Source organism: Streptacidiphilus alkalitolerans (genome assembly GCF_042511045.1).
GTDB classification, from domain to species: domain Bacteria; phylum Actinomycetota; class Actinomycetes; order Streptomycetales; family Streptomycetaceae; genus Streptacidiphilus; species Streptacidiphilus alkalitolerans.
The window spans coordinates 24,083-40,423 of sequence record NZ_JBHEZX010000017.1 but is presented as its reverse complement, the minus strand read 5'-3'; the positions used below and the strand labels follow the sequence as shown (position 1 = coordinate 40,423).

Annotated in this window: 21 protein-coding genes and 1 pseudogene; 13 read left to right on the top strand and 9 right to left on the bottom strand. The window is 71.8% G+C overall.

All coding sequences use genetic code 11. The features are described from left to right. The first annotated feature begins 81 nt into the window (after positions 1–81). Together ACEZDG_RS30045 and ACEZDG_RS30040 are read left to right on the top strand one after the other, a co-directional pair. Positions 82–639, top strand: a complete 558-nt coding sequence (locus ACEZDG_RS30045) for a Dps family protein (RefSeq protein ID WP_380515499.1) — start codon at positions 82–84, stop codon at positions 637–639. A gap of 38 nt (positions 640–677) precedes the next feature. After that, positions 678–1,254 (top strand): annotated as a pseudogene (locus ACEZDG_RS30040) (HAD family hydrolase). Positions 1,255–1,379: 125 nt separating this feature from the next. On the opposite strand, the gene ACEZDG_RS30035 reads toward ACEZDG_RS30040, so the two are convergent. Further along, complete coding sequence (locus ACEZDG_RS30035) at positions 1,380–1,748, bottom strand: low affinity iron permease family protein (protein ID WP_380515496.1); 369 nt, start codon at positions 1,746–1,748, stop codon at positions 1,380–1,382. Between the two features lie 125 nt (positions 1,749–1,873). On the opposite strand from ACEZDG_RS30035, the gene ACEZDG_RS30030 reads away from it, so the two are divergent. The 3 genes from ACEZDG_RS30030 to ACEZDG_RS30020 are packed head-to-tail and all read left to right on the top strand — an operon-like array spanning position 1,874 to position 3,651. Next, the gene (locus ACEZDG_RS30030; RefSeq protein WP_380515493.1) at positions 1,874–2,104 is read left to right on the top strand and encodes a hypothetical protein; all 231 of its coding nucleotides are present in this window, start codon (positions 1,874–1,876) and stop codon (positions 2,102–2,104) included. 53 nt (positions 2,105–2,157) lie between these two features. Continuing rightward, positions 2,158–2,967 carry a DUF72 domain-containing protein gene (locus ACEZDG_RS30025; protein WP_380515491.1) on the top strand — a complete coding sequence of 270 codons (810 nt, stop codon included), beginning with the start codon at positions 2,158–2,160 and terminating at the stop codon, positions 2,965–2,967. Between the two features lie 36 nt (positions 2,968–3,003). Then, entirely contained in the window at positions 3,004–3,651 is a 648-nt protein-coding gene (locus ACEZDG_RS30020; RefSeq protein ID WP_380515488.1) for a lipocalin family protein, read from the top strand. A 42-nt stretch (positions 3,652–3,693) separates the two neighbouring features. Here the strand turns inward: ACEZDG_RS30020 and ACEZDG_RS30015 are convergent, their stop codons facing one another. Then, complete coding sequence (locus tag ACEZDG_RS30015) at positions 3,694–4,932, bottom strand: NAD(P)/FAD-dependent oxidoreductase (protein ID WP_380515486.1); 1,239 nt, start codon at positions 4,930–4,932, stop codon at positions 3,694–3,696. 41 nt (positions 4,933–4,973) lie between these two features. Further along, positions 4,974–5,171, bottom strand: a complete 198-nt coding sequence (locus ACEZDG_RS30010) for a hypothetical protein (protein ID WP_380515483.1) — start codon at positions 5,169–5,171, stop codon at positions 4,974–4,976. A gap of 242 nt (positions 5,172–5,413) precedes the next feature. On the opposite strand from ACEZDG_RS30010, the gene ACEZDG_RS30005 reads away from it, so the two are divergent. From ACEZDG_RS30005 to ACEZDG_RS29985, 5 genes are all read left to right on the top strand, one after another. After that, entirely contained in the window at positions 5,414–5,617 is a 204-nt protein-coding gene (locus tag ACEZDG_RS30005; RefSeq protein WP_034086841.1) for a cold-shock protein, read from the top strand. Positions 5,618–5,920: 303 nt separating this feature from the next. Then, a complete protein-coding gene (locus ACEZDG_RS30000) occupies positions 5,921–7,447 on the top strand; it encodes a DEAD/DEAH box helicase (protein ID WP_380515479.1) in 1,527 nt (508 codons plus the stop codon). 65 nt (positions 7,448–7,512) lie between these two features. Next, positions 7,513–7,734, top strand: a complete 222-nt coding sequence (locus ACEZDG_RS29995) for a hypothetical protein (protein ID WP_380515477.1) — start codon at positions 7,513–7,515, stop codon at positions 7,732–7,734. Between the two features lie 177 nt (positions 7,735–7,911). Continuing rightward, the gene (locus ACEZDG_RS29990) at positions 7,912–9,402 is read left to right on the top strand and encodes an MFS transporter (RefSeq protein ID WP_380515474.1); all 1,491 of its coding nucleotides are present in this window, start codon (positions 7,912–7,914) and stop codon (positions 9,400–9,402) included. Next, positions 9,399–9,803 (top strand): hypothetical protein, encoded by a 405-nt coding sequence (locus ACEZDG_RS29985; RefSeq protein ID WP_380515471.1) that lies wholly within the window; start codon positions 9,399–9,401, stop codon positions 9,801–9,803. The genes ACEZDG_RS29990 and ACEZDG_RS29985 overlap by 4 nt, the downstream gene beginning before the upstream one ends. Here ACEZDG_RS29985 and ACEZDG_RS29980 read toward each other — a convergent pair. Beyond that, positions 9,779–10,513 (bottom strand): SDR family oxidoreductase, encoded by a 735-nt coding sequence (locus ACEZDG_RS29980; protein WP_380515468.1) that lies wholly within the window; start codon positions 10,511–10,513, stop codon positions 9,779–9,781. The genes ACEZDG_RS29985 and ACEZDG_RS29980 overlap by 25 nt on opposite strands. Before the next feature lie 100 nt (positions 10,514–10,613). Here ACEZDG_RS29980 and ACEZDG_RS29975 point away from each other — a divergent pair, with 100 nt between their 5' ends. After that, entirely contained in the window at positions 10,614–11,090 is a 477-nt protein-coding gene (locus ACEZDG_RS29975; RefSeq protein ID WP_380515811.1) for an RrF2 family transcriptional regulator, read from the top strand. A gap of 73 nt (positions 11,091–11,163) precedes the next feature. Here the strand turns inward: ACEZDG_RS29975 and ACEZDG_RS29970 are convergent, their stop codons facing one another. Genes ACEZDG_RS29970 through ACEZDG_RS29960 form a run of 3 tightly spaced genes read right to left on the bottom strand, consistent with a single transcriptional unit; the run spans position 11,164 to position 12,594 of the window. Next, positions 11,164–11,400 carry a hypothetical protein gene (locus ACEZDG_RS29970; RefSeq protein ID WP_380515465.1) on the bottom strand — a complete coding sequence of 79 codons (237 nt, stop codon included), beginning with the start codon at positions 11,398–11,400 and terminating at the stop codon, positions 11,164–11,166. Beyond that, positions 11,372–11,626: a DUF4190 domain-containing protein gene (locus tag ACEZDG_RS29965; protein WP_380515463.1), complete on the bottom strand. Its 255-nt coding sequence runs from the start codon at positions 11,624–11,626 to the stop codon at positions 11,372–11,374. Before ACEZDG_RS29965 ends, ACEZDG_RS29970 begins: the two co-directional genes overlap by 29 nt. Positions 11,627–11,646: 20 nt before the next feature. Then, a complete protein-coding gene (locus ACEZDG_RS29960) occupies positions 11,647–12,594 on the bottom strand; it encodes a helix-turn-helix domain-containing protein (protein WP_380515460.1) in 948 nt (315 codons plus the stop codon). 94 nt (positions 12,595–12,688) lie between these two features. Between ACEZDG_RS29960 and ACEZDG_RS29955 the strand changes: the two genes are divergently transcribed. Beyond that, positions 12,689–13,741 (top strand): saccharopine dehydrogenase NADP-binding domain-containing protein, encoded by a 1,053-nt coding sequence (locus ACEZDG_RS29955; RefSeq protein ID WP_380515457.1) that lies wholly within the window; start codon positions 12,689–12,691, stop codon positions 13,739–13,741. A gap of 28 nt (positions 13,742–13,769) precedes the next feature. Here ACEZDG_RS29955 and ACEZDG_RS29950 read toward each other — a convergent pair whose 3' ends face one another. Then, entirely contained in the window at positions 13,770–14,609 is an 840-nt protein-coding gene (locus ACEZDG_RS29950) for an SDR family oxidoreductase (RefSeq protein ID WP_380515454.1), read from the bottom strand. 82 nt (positions 14,610–14,691) lie between these two features. On the opposite strand from ACEZDG_RS29950, the gene ACEZDG_RS29945 reads away from it, so the two are divergent. Beyond that, positions 14,692–15,639: an AraC family transcriptional regulator gene (locus ACEZDG_RS29945; RefSeq protein ID WP_380515452.1), complete on the top strand. Its 948-nt coding sequence runs from the start codon at positions 14,692–14,694 to the stop codon at positions 15,637–15,639. An 18-nt stretch (positions 15,640–15,657) separates the two neighbouring features. Here ACEZDG_RS29945 and ACEZDG_RS29940 read toward each other — a convergent pair whose 3' ends face one another. Then, positions 15,658–16,296 (bottom strand): TetR/AcrR family transcriptional regulator, encoded by a 639-nt coding sequence (locus ACEZDG_RS29940; RefSeq protein WP_380515449.1) that lies wholly within the window; start codon positions 16,294–16,296, stop codon positions 15,658–15,660. Positions 16,297–16,341: the final 45 nt, after the last annotated feature.

Below are 16,341 nucleotides of genomic sequence, written 5' to 3'. Positions count from 1 at the left end.
ACCCTCTTGGCGACGGATGCCCGCCCCGAAACCGGGAAGGCGACACCGCGACCCGTCCACCGCGCAGAAAGCGAAGACGCCATGAGCACTCCCCGCTACACCGTCCCCGGCATCTCCCTCAACGACGCCGGCGAGGTCATCGACCAGCTGCGGATGCGGTTGCACGCGCTCAACGACCTGGCGCTGACCCTGAAGCACGTCCACTGGAACGTGGTGGGGCCGCACTTCATCGCGGTGCACACCATGATCGACCCGCAGGTCGAGGCCGTCCGCGCGATGGTCGACGAGACCGCCGAGCGGATCGCCACACTCGGCGGCTCGCCGGACGGCACCCCCGGCACCCTGGTCTCCGAGCGCACCTGGGACAACTACAAGCTGGGCCGCGCCGACGCCCTGGAGCACCTGGTCGCGCTCGACCACGTCTACACCGGGATCATCATCGACCACCGCAAGGCCGCTGCGGCGACCGAGGAGTCGGACCCGGTCACCCAGGACATGCTCATCGCCCAACTGCACGCACTGGAGCAGTTCCACTGGTTCATCCGGGCCCACCACGAGACGGCGGGCGGTGCCCTGACCGAGGCCCCGGCCAAGACGGCAGCGCCGCGGAGCCAGACCAAGGGCCGGAAGAAGTCCTGAGAGGACTGATCCGGGGACCTGAGCGAGGGAGCAGCGACATGCCCGAGGAACGCGACCGCGCCGTTCTGTTCGACGTGGACGGCACCCTGGTGGACACCTCGTACGTGCATGCCGTCACCTGGTGGGAGGCACCAGGACAGCAGGCTGTCCGAGGCCCACAGCGCCCTCTACGCGGCGTACTGGCCCTCGCTGCAGCCGCTGCCCGGCGCCGCCGAACTGCTGCGGGCCTGCGCGGAACGCGGTTGGACCGTGGTCCTGGCCACCTCTGCCAAGGAGGATGAACTGCGGGCCCTGCGCAAGGCGCTGGACGCGGACGACGCCATCACGGACGCGGTGACCGCCGACGACGTGGACACCGCCAAGCCCGCGCCCGATCTGGTGCGGCGGGCGCTGGCCAAGGCGGGGGTCCCGGCCGACCGGGCCGTGTTCGTGGGCGACACGCCGTGGGACGTCAAGGCGGCCCACCGGGCCGGGGTGCGCTGCCTCGGCGTGCTCTCGGGAGGGGTGAGCCGCGGCGAACTCCTCGACGCCGGAGCCGAGCAGGTCTACGCGGACCCGGCGGAACTGGTGGCGTGGATCGGCCACAGCCTGTTTGCGTCTTTCGGAACCGGGTAGCCGTCGCCTGCTGCACTCGGTCGCGGCCTGGGGAGGTCAAAGGCCGACGTCCGGCCCCGTCGGCCGTTCCACTGGTCGACGAGGCCGGCGTGCAGCCCAGGGCCGCCTGCGGATCCCTCAGCGGCTCACAGCTCGTCCTCCATCCGGATCGCTGCCTCCAGGCCGTCCTGCACGGGCCCTGAGCGGTCCCCGTGCAGTTCCAGCAGGGAGGCGGCTATCGCGTCCAGCTTGCGCTGCACGGCGCGTTCCGAGCGCCGCTCGGAGTTCTTGAGCAGGGCCAGCAGCAGCAGGGTGACCGCCGTCATCGCGTCGCCCGCCAGTAGTTTGGTGTCGGTGGACAGGTGCGTGGTGTGCACGCCCAGGACAGCGAGCACCAGCAGTAGGCAGAGCAGGAAGAACGCGGGCGAGCTGCTGAAGTTGGAGGCGTGCTCGGCCAGCCGGTCGAACCGGCTGCGCTGGCCCCCGTTGGTCTCGGCTGGATGTTTCAAGGTCATGACCGCCCGCCTACCCCGTCGACGGACTCCTAGCTCGCGGTCGGCCAGGGGGCACGGTCGGCCTCGGATCGGGGTAGGGGGCAGGGCAGCGGCGTACGCCGCACTGACGCAGGGGAGGACGCACCATGACATCGGCGAAGCAGAAGGTCGAAGAACTCCGGGGTTTCCGGCAGTCCAGGGCGGGACTGCTGTTAAGCATCGGCAGCAGCATCTTCGGCGCCTTCGGCGTCATCAGCGACATCCGCAGCGCCCGCCGCGAGAGCGACGCCCTGCAGCTGGTCAACGCCGGGGCCGCGGCTCTCGCCCTGGCCACCAGCACCGCCCTCGTGGTGCGGGAGCTGCGCCGCCTTACCTGAGGCCGTTGTCCACAGCGGCGCATCGGGGCCGACGCAGCGGGCAGGCGTCGGCCATGGGCGCGATTCTTGTGGGCACGGCAGGCTGGGCCGACCGCGAACTGACAGCCTCCGGCTGGTACCCGCCGGGGACACGCACCCCGGCCCAGCGCCTGGCCCACTACGCCTCGCGCTTCGGTCTGGTCGAGGCGGACTCCCCGTACTACGCCGTCCCCGCGCCGGCCACGGTCCAGCGCTGGGCGGACAGCACTCCCGAGGGCTTTGTGATGGACGTGAAGGCCTTTGCCGCGCTCACCGGCCACCCCGGCCGGGTGGAGCCCCGCGATCCTGAGGTGGCCTGGGGCCGCTTCCACGAAGCGGTCGAGCCGCTGCGTGCCCGCGGTCGGCTGGGCCGGGTGCTGCTGCAGTTCCCGCCCTGGTACACCGCCGCGCCGCGCTGGGAGCAACGGGTCAGCGATGCGCTGGACCGCTGCCGACCGCTCCCGGCGGCGGTGGAGTTCCGACACTCCTCCTGGGTCGACGGCCCGGAGCGGCGGGCCAGGACCTTGGGGTACCTGCGGTCCCGGGATGCCGCCTACGTCTGCGTCGACATGCCGCAGGGGCACCGGGGCGCGGTGCCCCCACTGCTCGCGGTGACCTCGTCCACGGCGGTGGTCCGGCTGCACGGGCACAGCCGCGCCTGGGTCGGCGGCAGCAAGGAGGACCGCTTCCGCTACAGCTACTCGGAACGGGAACTCGCGCACTGGGCCGAGCAGTTGACGCTCCTCTCCGGGCAGGCGAAGCAGGTCCACGCGGTACTCAACACCTGCTGCGCGGGAGAGGCCCAGCGCGCGGCGGAGTTGCTGCAGACCCTGCTGTCCCCCTGAGTTTCCCCCGACCTTTCCGACCACGAGGAGTTCGAGATGGCCATCCTTCGCACAACCGCCGTCGTCACCGCCGCTGCTGTCGGCACCGCGGCAGCGGCACGAGCAGTCGGCCGGCGGATGCGCGCCACGGCCGGCGACCCGGACCAGGCACCGCCGCTGCAGCCGGTCAAGGAGGTGGACGTCCAGCGCTACCTGGGCAGCTGGTTCCAGATCGCCGCCGTACCGGCCTGGTACGAGCTGCAGTGCGCCAAGGACGCGCAGGCCGAGTACACGCTGCGCTCCGACGGCACCGTCGGCGTGCGGAACAGCTGCATCACCTGGTGGGGGAGCGACAGCCGGATCACCGGCGCGGCCCGGCCCCTGGACGAGGGGAACAACCGGCTCAACGTGTCCTTCCGGCGGGCGGACGCCGGGGAGGGCTACCGGCACGGCGGCACCGCGAACTACGTGGTGATCGGCGTGGGCCCCGACTACGACTGGGCCGTGGTCACCGACGATTCTCGGCGCAGCGGGTTCGTGCTGTCCCGCACCCCCGTACTGACCGACGACCAGTACGACGGCGCCAGGGAAGCCCTGGAGCGCAGCGGCCTGGACGCCGGGCAACTGCGCACCACCCGGCAGACCGGCGGCGCTCAGCAGCGGGTCCGCTTCTCGGCCTATCCGTCCGGGATCCAGCTGTTGTAGGCGACCGGGCGGTTCACTGCCCGACAGTCAGCACCCGGGCGTTCAGCGCTCGGCGAGGACCTCGCGGGCCGCTCTGCTGCCGGAGGCCAGCGCCCCCTGGACGGAGCCGGTGGCCCGGTGGTCTCCGCAGACGAAACGGCCGGGCCCGAGGCGGCTGGTCCGGATCAGGGGGTGCGGCGCCCCCATGGCCGGCAGCGCGTCGGTGACGGTGCGGCTGGCGATGTGCTCCCAGTCGCCGGTGTCGGTGCGGTAGAGCTCGGCGAGGCGGGAACGCACGGCCGTCTCCTGGCCGGGCGTGTCGGCGCCCAGGACCGAGCTGGAGACGAGTGCCCGGCCGTCGGTGCCGTAGGTCGGGGCGACCTCGGTCAGGACCGCGGTGTGCAGCAGCATCCCTGTGCCGTCCACCAGCAGCGTGGGCTCGGCCAGCGGGGAGTGGACCGCGGCGTGGTAGTGCGTGGTGACGCTGCGTCCGGCCGGCGTCTCCAGGTCCGGAAGCAGCGCCCCGGCGGCGCTCGCCCCGGTGGCCACCACCACGGCGTCGGCGGTGAGCGCGGTGCCGTCCCCGAGCAGGACGCCGGTGTCCTCCAGCCGCTGCACCGGCGCGTCCAGGCGCAGGGTGCCGCCGGGCAGGGCCGCGGCCAGCTGGTCCGGAACCGCCCGGATGCCCGCTGCGGGCAGGCAGAGGCTTCCGCGCAGCATGCTGCGCCAGACCAGGTGGAAGAAGCGGCTGGAGGTCTCCAGGCTGTCGTCGAGGAACACCCCGGCCAGGAACGGGCGGAAGAAGACCTCGACCAGGTCGGGGGAGACACCGGCGGCGGCCAGCGCGGCCCGGGTGGTGGTCTCCGGTCCACGTCGCAGCAGGGACGGCGGCGCCAGCAGGTCGCGGGCGCTGAGCACGGCGAGTGCCGCCAGGTCGCGGGTCGAGGCGAACCTGCCCGGCAGCAGGTCGGCGACGGGGTGCGGGCGACGCGTGGGGTCGCCGATCCGTACCCGTCGGCCGCCGGTGTCGAGCAGCATGCCGGGGGTGAACGGGCGAAGCCGCAGCGCCCGCAGGTCAAGCCGCCGTTTCACCTGGGGGTAGGAGGTGTTGAACACCTGGAAGCCGCGATCGAGCCGGAAACCGGCCACCGTGTCGGTGCGCATCCGGCCGCCGACCGCGTCCGAGGCCTCCAGCAGCCGCACCGACAGCCCGGCCCTCAGCAGGCCCAGGGTGCAGGCCAGTCCGGAGAGTCCGGCTCCGACGACGATGACGTCACTGTGGGTCTTGCCTGTGGATGCCACGGCCCGCCTCTGTAGTCCGACTGCGCTGAGTAGTGATGAGGCTACCCTCGGCTGTGATCCTCGGCGTGGGGATCGGCGAGGAGGTGGAACGGGTCCTCGCCCTCGGTGGCTCGGGGGTCGCCCTGCTCGTACTGGCGCTGCTGGCTGCGTTCTCCCTGCTCATAGCGTTCGCCCTGGTTCGGCGGCTGGGGCTGGTCGCCCGTCCGTTCCGCGGTTGCCTGCTCGCGCTGGGTCGCCATGGTGTCCTCCTGAGAGTTTCGACGTGTCCTCGCGCTGCTCCTGCCCCGATCGGACCGGGATACCTGCTACAGTCATTGATGTTGCAGTTGTGGTTCCCATGAACTTATGTGTGCGCCTGCTGGTTGTAGCCGACAGGCGCATTTTTGTTTTCCCGGACATGTTCCGGGCTGGTCATCATCACGGCGGCGCGAGATCTGTGACGTACAGGTCTCGGAACAGCCCCCATCAAGGAGTTACCTATATGGCTACTGGCACTGTGAAGTGGTTCAACGCGGAAAAGGGCTTTGGCTTCATCGAGCAGGACGGTGGCGGCGCTGACGTCTTCGCCCACTACTCGAACATCAACGCCCAGGGCTTCCGTGAGCTGCTCGAGGGCCAGAAGGTCGAGTTCGACGTCACGCAGGGCCAGAAGGGCCCGCAGGCCGAGAACATTCGACCGATCTGAGTTCCATCCGCAGCCCTTCTTGCTGCGAAGCGCCCGTACTGCGGCACGGTTCATCCGTGTCGCAGTACGGGCGGCACCACTGTTCGAGCACTAATCCGGCCCGCGTTTCGGGCCCGCTCTTGAGTACGGTTCGAGGATTCTGCCGCCCGTTCCGGGCGTGCGCCGACCGTAGGTGACGTGCTGCACGGTTCTACCGTCCACGCCCCATTCTATTTTTCTGGCCCGTTCGTGTGATCTCCCCGCGTTTTCAGCTGCGGTCCGGAGGCTTCCTCGACACGCGCCCCATTCGAGGAAGGCCCTCCCATGATTCATTCCAGTCGTTCGTCCGACCGCGGTTCCAGCTCCTCCTACGGCCGCCGCACCGGCGGAGCCGCCCGCTCCGCCTCGCCGAGGGGCCGTCAGAGCCCCTCCGCGCAGGGCGAGTTCGCGCTCCCGGTCAGCACCACTCCGGCGCTGGCGCCGGTGGAGGCCTTCGGCGACCTGGACATGCCGCGCGCCCTGCTGGAGGTCCTGGCCCGCCAGGGCGTGACCGCGCCGTTCCCGATCCAGGCGGCGACCCTGCCGAACTCCCTGGCCGGACGCGACGTCCTGGGTCGCGGCCGGACCGGTTCTGGCAAGACCATCGCCTTCGGGCTGGCCGTGCTGGCCCGCACCGCCGGGCGCAAGGCCGAGCCGCGCCAGCCGCTGGCCCTGGTCCTGGTGCCCACCCGTGAGCTGGCCCAGCAGGTGACCGAGGCGCTGACCCCGTACGCCCACGCGGTCCGGCTGCGGCTGGCGACCGTGGTCGGCGGTATGTCGATCGGCCGTCAGGCCCAGGCCCTGCAGCGCGGCGCCGAACTGGTCGTCGCCACCCCGGGCCGGCTCAAGGACCTGATCGAGCGCGGCGACTGCCGTCTGGACCAGGTCACCGTCACCGTCCTGGACGAGGCCGACCAGATGGCCGACATGGGCTTCCTGCCCCAGGTCACCGAACTCCTGGAGCAGGTCGCCCCCGGCGGGCAGACCATGCTCTTCTCGGCGACCCTGGACCGCAACGTCGACCGGCTGGTCCGCCGCTTCCTGAACGACCCGGTGACCCACTCGGTCGACCCGTCCTCGGCGACCGTCAGCACCATGGAGCACCACCTGCTCCATGTGCAGGGCCACGACAAGAGCGCGGCCGTCGCCCACATCGCCTCCCGTCAGGGCGGGGTGATCATGTTCACCGACACCCGGCACGGCGCCGACCGGCTGGTGCTGGAGCTGCTGTCCAAGGGGGTCAAGGCCGCGGCGCTGCACGGCGGCAAGTCCCAGCCGCAGCGCACCAGGACTCTGGACCAGTTCCGCAGCGGCGAGGTCACCGCGCTGATCGCCACCAATGTCGCCGCCCGCGGCATCCACGTCGACGGCCTGGACCTGGTCGTCAACATCGACCCGCCGACCGACCACAAGGACTACCTGCACCGCGGCGGACGCACCGCCCGGGCGGGGGAGTCCGGCACCGTGGTCACCCTGGTTCTGCCCAACCAGCGCCGTGAGATGACCCGGATGATGGCCATGGCCGGTATCACCCCGCACACCACGCAGGTGCACTCGACCGACTCCGAGCTGGCCCGCATCACCGGTGCCTGCGTGCCCTCCGGCATCCCCGTGGTGGTGAGCAACCCGGTGGTCGAGCGTCCCCGCCGCAGCGGCCCGTACGGCCGCGGCCAGGGCAATCAGCGCAGCCGCCCGGCCGGCTCCGGGTCCGGCTCCGGCCACGGGTCGGGGTCCGGCTACGGGTCCCGCGGTGCGAACGGCGGCTCCGGCTCCGGCCGGCCGCCGGCGCGCCGGCCCCGGGTCGCGGCGTAGCGCCTCATTCTCAGGGGGCGACCGGGCTGTCAGCGGTGCGGTGATTGCCTGCATACTGGGGAGCAATGACAAACATGCGTATGGCCAAGCGTCACCTGCCGTCCAGCCCCTTCAAAGCCGCAGTCGCGCCCCCGACCAAGATCTTCGCCGTGGGCAACCGGGTCTCCCATGACGTCTACGGCCTGGGCCGGGTCACCGGCGTCGAGGACGGTGTCGCGGTCCTGGTCGACTTCGGTCTGCTGTCGAAGCGCATCGCCAGCCCCTACACCAAGATGACCGGCCTGTAAGCAACACCCTCACCCTGTCGGCTCCCGGCCCGTGGCATTCGCCACGGCCCGGGCGCCGACCTGTGTGCCCGCCGGGGTCCTCCATCCGGCTGAAGCGCCGTGTCATTCCGTCCCGCCAGGGCAGACGTGTGAACGGCTGCCTGGGACGGCAGACCGGAGCGCACTGGAGGACGTGCCATGAGCAGCGCAAGCACCGACGTCAGGGACCGCGGGGACCACGGCCAGGACATCGTGGAGACCGATGTACCGGCCAGACTCGACCGACTGCCCTGGTCGCGGTGGCACTGGAGGATCATCATCGGGCTCGGCACCGTCTGGATCCTGGACGGCCTCGAGGTCACGATCGTGGGCAATATCGCCGGACGGCTCTCCGAGCACGGCAGCGGTCTGTCGATCACCACCGGCCAGGTCACCACCTGGGCCGCCGCCCTGTATGTGGCCGGTGCCTGCCTGGGCGCGCTGTTCTTCGGCCGGCTGGCCGACCGGTACGGCCGCAAGAAGCTGTTCATGATCACCCTGGCGGTGTACCTGGTGGCCACCGCGGTCAGCGGTCTGGCCTGGACCGCCTGGTTCTTCTTCCTGTGCCGGTTCTTCACCGGCTTCGGCATCGGCGGCGAGTACGCGGCGATCAACTCGGCCATCGACGAGCTGATCCCGGCCCGGGCGCGCGGGCGGATCGACCTGGTCATCAACGGCAGCTTCTGGATCGGCGCGGCCGTGGGCGCGTTCGCCTCGATCGCGCTGCTGAACACCTCCCTCTTCGCCACCGACCTCGGCTGGCGGCTGGCCTTCGCCATCGGCGTGGTGCTCGGCCTGGTGATCCTGCTGGTGCGCCGCCATGTCCCGGAGAGCCCGCGCTGGCTGTTCACCCACGGCCGGGTCCAGGAGGCCGAGGACCTGGTGGCCGAGGTGGAGCACACGGTCAGGGCGGAGACCGGCCGGGAACTGCCGGCGGTCGACCCGTCCGACACCATCAAGGTGCGGGAGATCGGGCCGATCGGGTTCGGCACCATCGCCAAGACCGTCTTCCGCACCTACCCCAAGCGCACCGTGCTCGGTCTGTCCCTGTTCGTCGGCCAGGCGTTCCTCTACAACGCGGTGACCTTCGGCTACGCGGTGATCCTGACCACCTTCTTCAAGGTCCCGACCGGCAGCACGGGCTACTACTTCGCGGTGATCGCGGTCGGCAACTTCCTCGGCCCGCTGCTGCTTGGCCACCTGTTCGACTCCATCGGGCGCAAACCCATGATCGCCGGGACGTACATCCTCTCCGGCGTGCTGCTCTTCGGCACCGCGGCGCTGTTCCAGAACGGGACGCTGAGCGCGTTCACCATGACCGCCTGCTGGACCGTGGTGCTGTTCTTCGCCTCGGCCGGGGCCAGCTCCGCGTACCTCACCGTCAGCGAGGTCTTCCCGCTGGAGATCCGGGCGCTGTGCATCGCCTTCTTCTACGCGGTCGGCACCGCGCTGGGCGGCATCACCGGGCCGCTGGTCTTCAACGGCCTGGTCAACAGCGGCAAGCCCAGCGACACCACCCTGGCCTTCTGCATCGGCGCCTCGCTGATGGTCCTGGCGGGCCTGGTCGAGGCGGTGATCGGGGTCAAGGCCGAGCGGCGCAGCCTGGAGTCGCTGGCCGCGCCGCTCAGCTCCGTGACGGCGGCGCCGTGACACCGGCCGTGGGCCGCAGCACGCCGGTGAACCGGTTCGCGCTGACCCGGGCCGGCTACGGACTGCTCCAGCTCGCTTGCGCCCCGGCTCTGTTCCGTGGCGCTGACCGGTCAGCCGCACGGGCCGCGCTGCGGGTCCTCGGCCTGCGGCAACTGGTGCAGGCGGCGGCCACGGTCTCGGCACCGACTCCGGGCGTGCTGGGCCTGGGCACCGGGGTCGACCTGCTGCACGCGGCGAGCATGGCCGCGCTGGCCGGGGTCAGCCGCCGCTACCGGGGCGTGGCCCTCCCCGAGACGCTCGCGGCGACGGCGCTGGCACTCGCCGGTACCGTCGCCGCCGGGCAGGCCGCTCGGCAGGCCCGTGTCCTGACTGTGCCTCAGCCGGCCAGCCAGTCGCGGTAGCGGGTGGGGGTGATCCTGGCACCGTCCTTGGCGATGATGGCGTCGCCGGGGACGGCGCCGAACGGGGGGACGGTGTTGTCGGTGGTGACAGTGCGGCTGTCGCCGCGGGCGGCGAGGGTGATCCGGCCGAGCTCGTCCAGCGGCAGGACGTCGGGGCCCGCGATGTCGAGGATTCCGTCGAGCGGGGCGCCCACGGCGACTTCGGCGACGACCTGGACGACATCCGCGCCGGCGACGGGCTGCAGCGGGGTCGGGGACAGCCGGACGGTGTCGCCGTCGGCGGACCAGGACATCACCTCCTCGATGAACTCGAAGAACTGGGTGGCGCGGACGATGGAGTAGGGCACCGGTCCGGCCTTGAGCAGGTTCTCCTGGCGGACCTTGGCCCGGTAGTAGCCGAGGCCGGGTACCTGGTCCACGCCGACGATGGACAGCAGCACGGCGTGGCGGACACCGGCCTTGTCCGCGGCGGCGAGCAGATGGTCCATGGTGGCCTCGAAGAAGGCGAGCGAGGAGTCGTCGCTGGTCGGCGACTGCGTCACGTCGATCAGGACATCGGCGCCGGCCAGTGCCTGCTCCAGCCCTTCGCCGGTGAGCAGGTCGACGCCGGTGGACCTGGCGTGCGGGACGGCCTCGTGCCCGGCCGCCCTGAGGGCTGCCACCAGGGGAGAGCCGATCCGTCCGGTCCCACCGATCACTGCGATCTTCATGCCGCACCTTCCTCGCCAAACTCGGACACTGACTATCCAGGATCATACTCGGACAGTCTTTGACCGCGAAAGGGGGTGCCGATAAGCTGGCGGAGTGAAGATGTCAGGTGGGGTGGAGTGGGCGCTGCACTGCTGCGTCGTGCTCACCACCAGCAGCGAGCCGGTCCCGGCCGCGCGACTGGCCGCACTGCACGACGTCTCCGGCAGCTATCTCGCCAAGCAGTTGCAGGCCCTGTCCCGGGCCGGCCTGGTGCACTCCGCCCAGGGGAAGTCCGGCGGCTACACGCTGACCCGGGACCCCGATTCGATCACCGTGCTCGACGTCGTCCAGGCGGTGAACGGCGCCGCGCCCGCCTTCGTCTGCACGGAGATCCGGCAGCGCGGCCCACTGGCCACCCCGGCCGCCTCGTGCACCGCCCCCTGCGCCATCGCCCGGGCCATGGCCGCGGCCGAGACCGCCTGGCGGCAGACCCTCGCCGCGATCACCATCGCCGACCTGGCCCGGGACGTGGAGGCCAACAACGGTCCGCAGGTGATGGCCGGCATCGGCGCCTGGCTCGCCGCGCAGGACGCCTGAGCGCGTCCCGCAACGACGCGGGGCCCGCGCAGGCCCCTGGACGGGTTCTGCGGGGCCCCGCGTGGGCGCCCACTCAGCTCTGGACGGGATGTCCCGCGTCGCCCTCGACGACGTGTGCGGGGTGTCCGCTCTCGTCGACATCAGTGAGGGTGATGTCGGGTTCCCCGCTGCCGGTGGTGTCGAACTGGAACAGGTCAGCCTTCCCGTCGCCCGTGGTGTCGGTGGCCCACATGTCGGGCTTGCCGTCGCCATTGGTGTCGGCGGCGAGGAGCAGATGGTCGTCATTGCCGGTGTTCTCGTTGGTAGCCATGTGGCGCGGTTGCCCGGCCGGCACGGCGGGAAACCTCCGATTCGACCGGGGCCAGGTCAGCTGCCGACGTACCAGTGGAAGCCGCCGTGGCCATGCCGGTGCGGCCGGGTCCGGCGCGCTTGGCGTTCCGCAACCCGACGCCACCGAAGATCAGTGCCAGCGGTCCCAGGATGATGTTGAGGAGAAAGATCCCGACGATCCCGCAGACCAGACCCGCTACCGCCATGCCGTTGCCACCGACATCGCTCAGGACGGCCGGGCGCTGCGGAAGGAGCGGCGGTAGCTGTCGGGAGGGACGCCGACGATGCGTTTGAACTGGCGCCGGAGCGTTGTGGCGGTGCCCATGCCGGTGGCGAGGGCGACCGCCTCGACGCTCTGGTCGGTGGCCTCCAGCAACTCCTGCGCGCGACGCACGCGTTGGGTCAGCAGCCACTGGAGCGGGGTCTCGCCCAGCACCGACCGGAACTGCCGTCCGAGGTTGCGCGGGCTGGTATTGGCCCTGCGGGCCAGGTCGGTCACCGACAGCGGCTGGTCCAGCCGCTGCTGGGCCCAGACGAGCAGGTCGACCAGCAGGTGGTCGCCGGTGGCCTGCAGCGGCGTCGATACGAACTGGGCCTGGCCGCCCGGCCGGTGCGGAGGCATGACCAGGCGGCGGGCCACGGAGTTGGCGATGGCGGCGCCGTGGTCGAGATGGACCAGGTGCAGGCAGAGGTCCACGGCGGCGGCCTTGCCCGCGGCCGTGAGCACACTGCCGTTGTCCGTGTAGAGCACGTCCGGGTCGACCACGGCCAGCGGGTGACGGGCACTCAGTTCCGCGGCATGGGCCCAGTGGGTGGTGGCCCGGCGGCCGTCCAGCAGGCCCGCGGCGCCGAGCAGGAACGCCCCGGTGCAGAGGGAGGCGACCCGGGCGCCCGCCTCGTGGGCCGCGCGCACGGCCTCGACCAGTTCCGGCCGCGGCGGGTCGTCGACATCGGCGCACGCGGGGACGATCACGGTGTCGGCGCCGACCAGGCCGTCAAGGCCGTGGTCGGGCTCGACCAGGAACGGGCCGACCTGCACCGGACCCGGCCCGCAGAGCAGCACGTCGTACCAGCCGTTGGTGGCTTCGAGCGGGGGGTTGCCGAAGATCTCGTACGCCACCCCCAGTTCGAAGTGCAGCAGGCGGCCGGCGGCCAGCAGGGCGACAGTGGGCATGTCCGAAAGTGTACGCATGATGTCGTTCCGGACCATCACCGTTGATCCCCTTCCGCCCTGAGACTGGAGTCATCGCAACGGAGGACGGGGAGCCATGAGTACAGCGGCAGCAGTAGTGGTCTATGGGGCGACAGGGCACACCGGCCGTTTTGTCGTCGCCGAGCTACGGAGGCGCGGGCTCGCCGTGATCGTCTCCGGCCGTGACGCGGCCCGGTTGGAGGCCCTGGCCGCCGAACGGCGGCACGCATGGGGCGAGGTGACGGTGCGGGCGGCCGGCCTGGACGACGCGGATGCGCTGGACCGGGCCCTGGCCGGGGCCGCTGCCGTGGTCAACTGCGCCGGGCCGTTCGCGCTGACGGCGGGGCCGCTGGTCGAGGCGGCCCTGCGGGCCGGCATCCCGTATGTCGATGTCGCGGCCGAGATCGAGGCGAATGCCGCGATGTTCGCCGACTACGCGGAAGCGGCCCGGAAGGCGGAGCTCCCGGTGGTGCCGGCGATGGCCTTCTACGGCGGACTGGGCGACCTGCTGGCCACCGCCGCGATGGGGGAGGCCGGGGAGTGGAGCGCCGCGGACGAGGTGCACGTCGCCTACGGGCTGAGCGGCTGGCACCCCACCCCCGGCACCCGGGTCGCCGGTGAGGTGTCCCACCAGCGCCGGGCGGGCCGCCGGGTGCGGTTCGCGGACGGGGAGTTGCAGTACCACGACGACAAGCCGTCGGAGCAGGACTGGCTCTTCCCGGAGCCGCTGGGCCGACGAGCCGTGGTCGCCGGGTTCACCATGGCCGACGTCGTCACCGTCCCCAGCCATGTGGCGGTGCCCGAGGTGGTCACCTACATGACTGTCGAAGCCGCCAGGGACCTGGCCGGGGAGGACACCCCGGCGCCGGTGTCGGTGGACGCGCTGGGCCGGTCGGACCAGACCTTCGTCGTCGACGTCCTGGTCCGCGCGGACGGCGTCGAGCGCCGGGCCACGGCCCGCGGCCGGGACATCTACGCGATCACCGCACCACTGGCGGTGGAAGCCGTCCAGCGGATCCTGGACGGGCGTACCCGGACCACGGGCGTGGCCTCGGCGGGGGCGATGTTCGACGCGGCGGACTTCCTCCGGGCGCTGGACCCGTACCTGTCGGTGCAGCTGCCACGCTGACGCTCCGTCACCCACTGTCCGCCGTACGTCAGCTCCAGCAGCCTGTGGCGGCGGTCTCGGTGACGTAGTCCTCGAAGGACCGAGGCGCGCGGCCGAGGGCGCGTTCCACCCCGTCGGCGGTCGCGGCGTCCAGGTCGTCGCGGGTGGCTGCCAGGAGGGCGGCGAACTGCCGCGCGGCGTCGGCCGGGACGCCCTGGGCGATCTGCTGCTCGAGGTAGACCTCGGGGTCGACGTCGATATGACGGACCGTCCGCCCGGTGGCCTTGCCGATGAGGTCGGCCACCTCGCCGAAGGTGAGCGCGCGCGGGCCGGTCAGCTGGTAGGTCCGGCCGCTGTGGCGCTGCTCGGTCAGCGCCGAGGCGGCGGTCTCGGCGATGTCCTCGGCGTCGATGAACGGGGTGCGGCCTTCGCCGGTGGGCAGGGACAGCGCCCCGGCCAGGATCCCCGGCAGGAAGAAGGACTCGCTGAAGTTCTGCGAGAACCAGGTCGGCCGGAGGACGGTCCAGTCCACGCCGGAGTCGCGCACGGCCTGCTCGGCGGCGATGAGCGGAGACCCGTGGTGGGGCTCGCCGCTGCCGCCGGCCGACAGCAGCACCAGTCGTCGCACGCCCGCGGCGACCGCCTCGGTCACGAACCTGGTGCTGGGCTGCTGCTCGCCCTCCGGACCCGGCCGCAGGTTGGGCAGCACCAGGTAGGCGGCGCTGACGCCGTCCAGCGCGGATGCCCAGGTGGACGGGTCGTTCAGGTCGAAGGGGGTGTCGCTGCCGGTGCGGGAGGCCGTGCGCACCGGCTGTCCCGCGTCCCGCAGCCGACGGACGATGCGGCGGCCGGTCTTACCGGTGCCGCCGAGGATGAGGATTGTGTTCATGTCCTCCAGACAACCGCAGGCGGCCAGGACGATCCATGGGAGAACGTCGAGAAGACATGTGTGTTCGTCTAATCTGGGCGGTATGGATGTGCTGAGTGATCTGCTGCACCGGGCTCGCGCCAGGGACGCCCTGGTCCGGCAGCTGATCCAACGACCGCCGTGGGCGATCGCCTATGCCGACGCCGTACCGCTCACGGTCGTGGCCACCCTCGGCGGCGAGGCCTGGGTCCGGCTGGACGGCGCCGAGCCAGTGCGGCTGGCCGCGGGCGACATCGCCCTGATCCGGGGGACCAGCCCGCACACCATCGCCGACAGCCCGTCCACCCTGCCGCACTTCGTCATCCGCGGAGGCAGGAAGTACCTCCTCGGCACGGGAGAGGAGGTCGTGGACCACGGAAGCCTGGCCCCCCGTACCTACGGCGACGGACTGCCCGGGGCCACAGTCATGCTGCGCGGCCTCTACGAACTCCGCGGCGGCGTGGGCGAGCGCCTGCTGGCGATGCTTCCGCCGCTGGCGGTCGTTCCCGCCGGGCCGCGGACCGGGGCGGCGCTGGACCTGCTCGGCGCCGAGATCGCCAGGGACGAACCGGGTCAGGACGCGGTCCTGGCACGGCTCTTGGACCTCGTACTGGTGCTGGCGCTGCGGGCCTGGTGCGCCGAACCCGAGTCGGCCCCCGCCTGGTACCGGGCGCTGGCGGACCCCGCCATCGGCGACGCGCTGCGCCTGCTGCACCAGGACCCGGCCCGGCGCTGGACGGTCGCCGCGCTGGCCGCCGAGGTCGGCATGTCCCGCGCCGCCTTCGCCGCGCGCTTCAGCGGCCTGGTCGGCGAGCCCCCGCTCACCTACCTCACCGGCTGGCGGATGACGGTGGGGGCCGACCTGCTCCGCGACACCGAGGCGACCGTCGCCGCCGTCGCCCGCGAGGTCGGCTACGCGGACGCCTTCGGCTTCAGCGTGGCGTTCAAACGCGCCCGGGGCCTCAGCCCCTCCCTCTGGCGCCGCCACTCCGCCGCCGCACCCGGCCGCTGACCGGGACGGAGACTGGCTTCATGGCTCCAGGGGCGGGATGCCGACCAGTTTGGTCAGGAAGCGCTCCACCTGTTGCTCCAGTGCGGGCCAGGGCAGTTCGGGCTGGTTGAGGCGCAGTGAGACGGCGCCGTGGACGGCGGTGCGCAGGTCCAGTGAGACGGTCTCCGGGTCGGCCCGCGGTGCCAGCCCGGCGTCCATGCAGCGGCGGACCGCCGCGGTGGTGCGCTGGGACATCTCGTCCCTGAAGGACATGTCCCTGCGCCGGTCGAGGGTGCTCTCGTGCAGCACCTTGTAGAGCCCCGGGTGCTCTCGACCCCACGCGCCGAGCAGTGCCGTGCGGGCGCGCAGCGCGGCCACCGGGTCGGTGGCCCCCGACTCCGCCTCGTCCACCGCGCGCAGCAGGCCCGCGTAGCAGTGCTCCAGCGCGGCCAGCACCAGTGCGTCGCGGTCGGCGAAGTGGATGTAGACGGAGGTCGCCGCGATGCCCACCTCGCGGGCGACCGCCCGCAGTGACAGCGCCTGGTCGTCGGCGAGTTGGTCCAGCAGCCGCACGGCCGCGCCCACGATCTCGGCGTGCAGCCGCTCGCCCTGGCCGCGCGGGTTGCGGCCGCGGGGCGCGGGGCCTGCGGTCTTTCGGGCCGGGGTGCTGGCATCCATGGTCCGCCATTGTATTGGACGGAACGTAGGGCTACAGTCGTAGCA

Coding starts and splice junctions, on each gene's coding strand:
- ACEZDG_RS30045 (WP_380515499.1), top strand. CDS start 82: ATGAGCACTCCCCGCTACACCGTCCCCGGCATCTCCCTCAACGACGCC.
- ACEZDG_RS30035 (WP_380515496.1), bottom strand. CDS start 1,748: ATGACCTTGAAACATCCAGCCGAGACCAACGGGGGCCAGCGCAGCCGG.
- ACEZDG_RS30030 (WP_380515493.1), top strand. CDS start 1,874: ATGACATCGGCGAAGCAGAAGGTCGAAGAACTCCGGGGTTTCCGGCAG.
- ACEZDG_RS30025 (WP_380515491.1), top strand. CDS start 2,158: ATGGGCGCGATTCTTGTGGGCACGGCAGGCTGGGCCGACCGCGAACTG.
- ACEZDG_RS30020 (WP_380515488.1), top strand. CDS start 3,004: ATGGCCATCCTTCGCACAACCGCCGTCGTCACCGCCGCTGCTGTCGGC.
- ACEZDG_RS30010 (WP_380515483.1), bottom strand. CDS start 5,171: ATGGCGACCCAGCGCGAGCAGGCAACCGCGGAACGGACGGGCGACCAG.
- ACEZDG_RS30005 (WP_034086841.1), top strand. CDS start 5,414: ATGGCTACTGGCACTGTGAAGTGGTTCAACGCGGAAAAGGGCTTTGGC.
- ACEZDG_RS30000 (WP_380515479.1), top strand. CDS start 5,921: ATGATTCATTCCAGTCGTTCGTCCGACCGCGGTTCCAGCTCCTCCTAC.
- ACEZDG_RS29995 (WP_380515477.1), top strand. CDS start 7,513: ATGACAAACATGCGTATGGCCAAGCGTCACCTGCCGTCCAGCCCCTTC.
- ACEZDG_RS29990 (WP_380515474.1), top strand. CDS start 7,912: ATGAGCAGCGCAAGCACCGACGTCAGGGACCGCGGGGACCACGGCCAG.
- ACEZDG_RS29980 (WP_380515468.1), bottom strand. CDS start 10,513: ATGAAGATCGCAGTGATCGGTGGGACCGGACGGATCGGCTCTCCCCTG.
- ACEZDG_RS29975 (WP_380515811.1), top strand. CDS start 10,614: ATGTCAGGTGGGGTGGAGTGGGCGCTGCACTGCTGCGTCGTGCTCACC.
- ACEZDG_RS29970 (WP_380515465.1), bottom strand. CDS start 11,400: ATGGCTACCAACGAGAACACCGGCAATGACGACCATCTGCTCCTCGCC.
- ACEZDG_RS29965 (WP_380515463.1), bottom strand. CDS start 11,626: ATGGCGGTAGCGGGTCTGGTCTGCGGGATCGTCGGGATCTTTCTCCTC.
- ACEZDG_RS29960 (WP_380515460.1), bottom strand. CDS start 12,594: ATGCCCACTGTCGCCCTGCTGGCCGCCGGCCGCCTGCTGCACTTCGAA.
- ACEZDG_RS29955 (WP_380515457.1), top strand. CDS start 12,689: ATGAGTACAGCGGCAGCAGTAGTGGTCTATGGGGCGACAGGGCACACC.
- ACEZDG_RS29950 (WP_380515454.1), bottom strand. CDS start 14,609: ATGAACACAATCCTCATCCTCGGCGGCACCGGTAAGACCGGCCGCCGC.
- ACEZDG_RS29945 (WP_380515452.1), top strand. CDS start 14,692: ATGGATGTGCTGAGTGATCTGCTGCACCGGGCTCGCGCCAGGGACGCC.
- ACEZDG_RS29940 (WP_380515449.1), bottom strand. CDS start 16,296: ATGGATGCCAGCACCCCGGCCCGAAAGACCGCAGGCCCCGCGCCCCGC.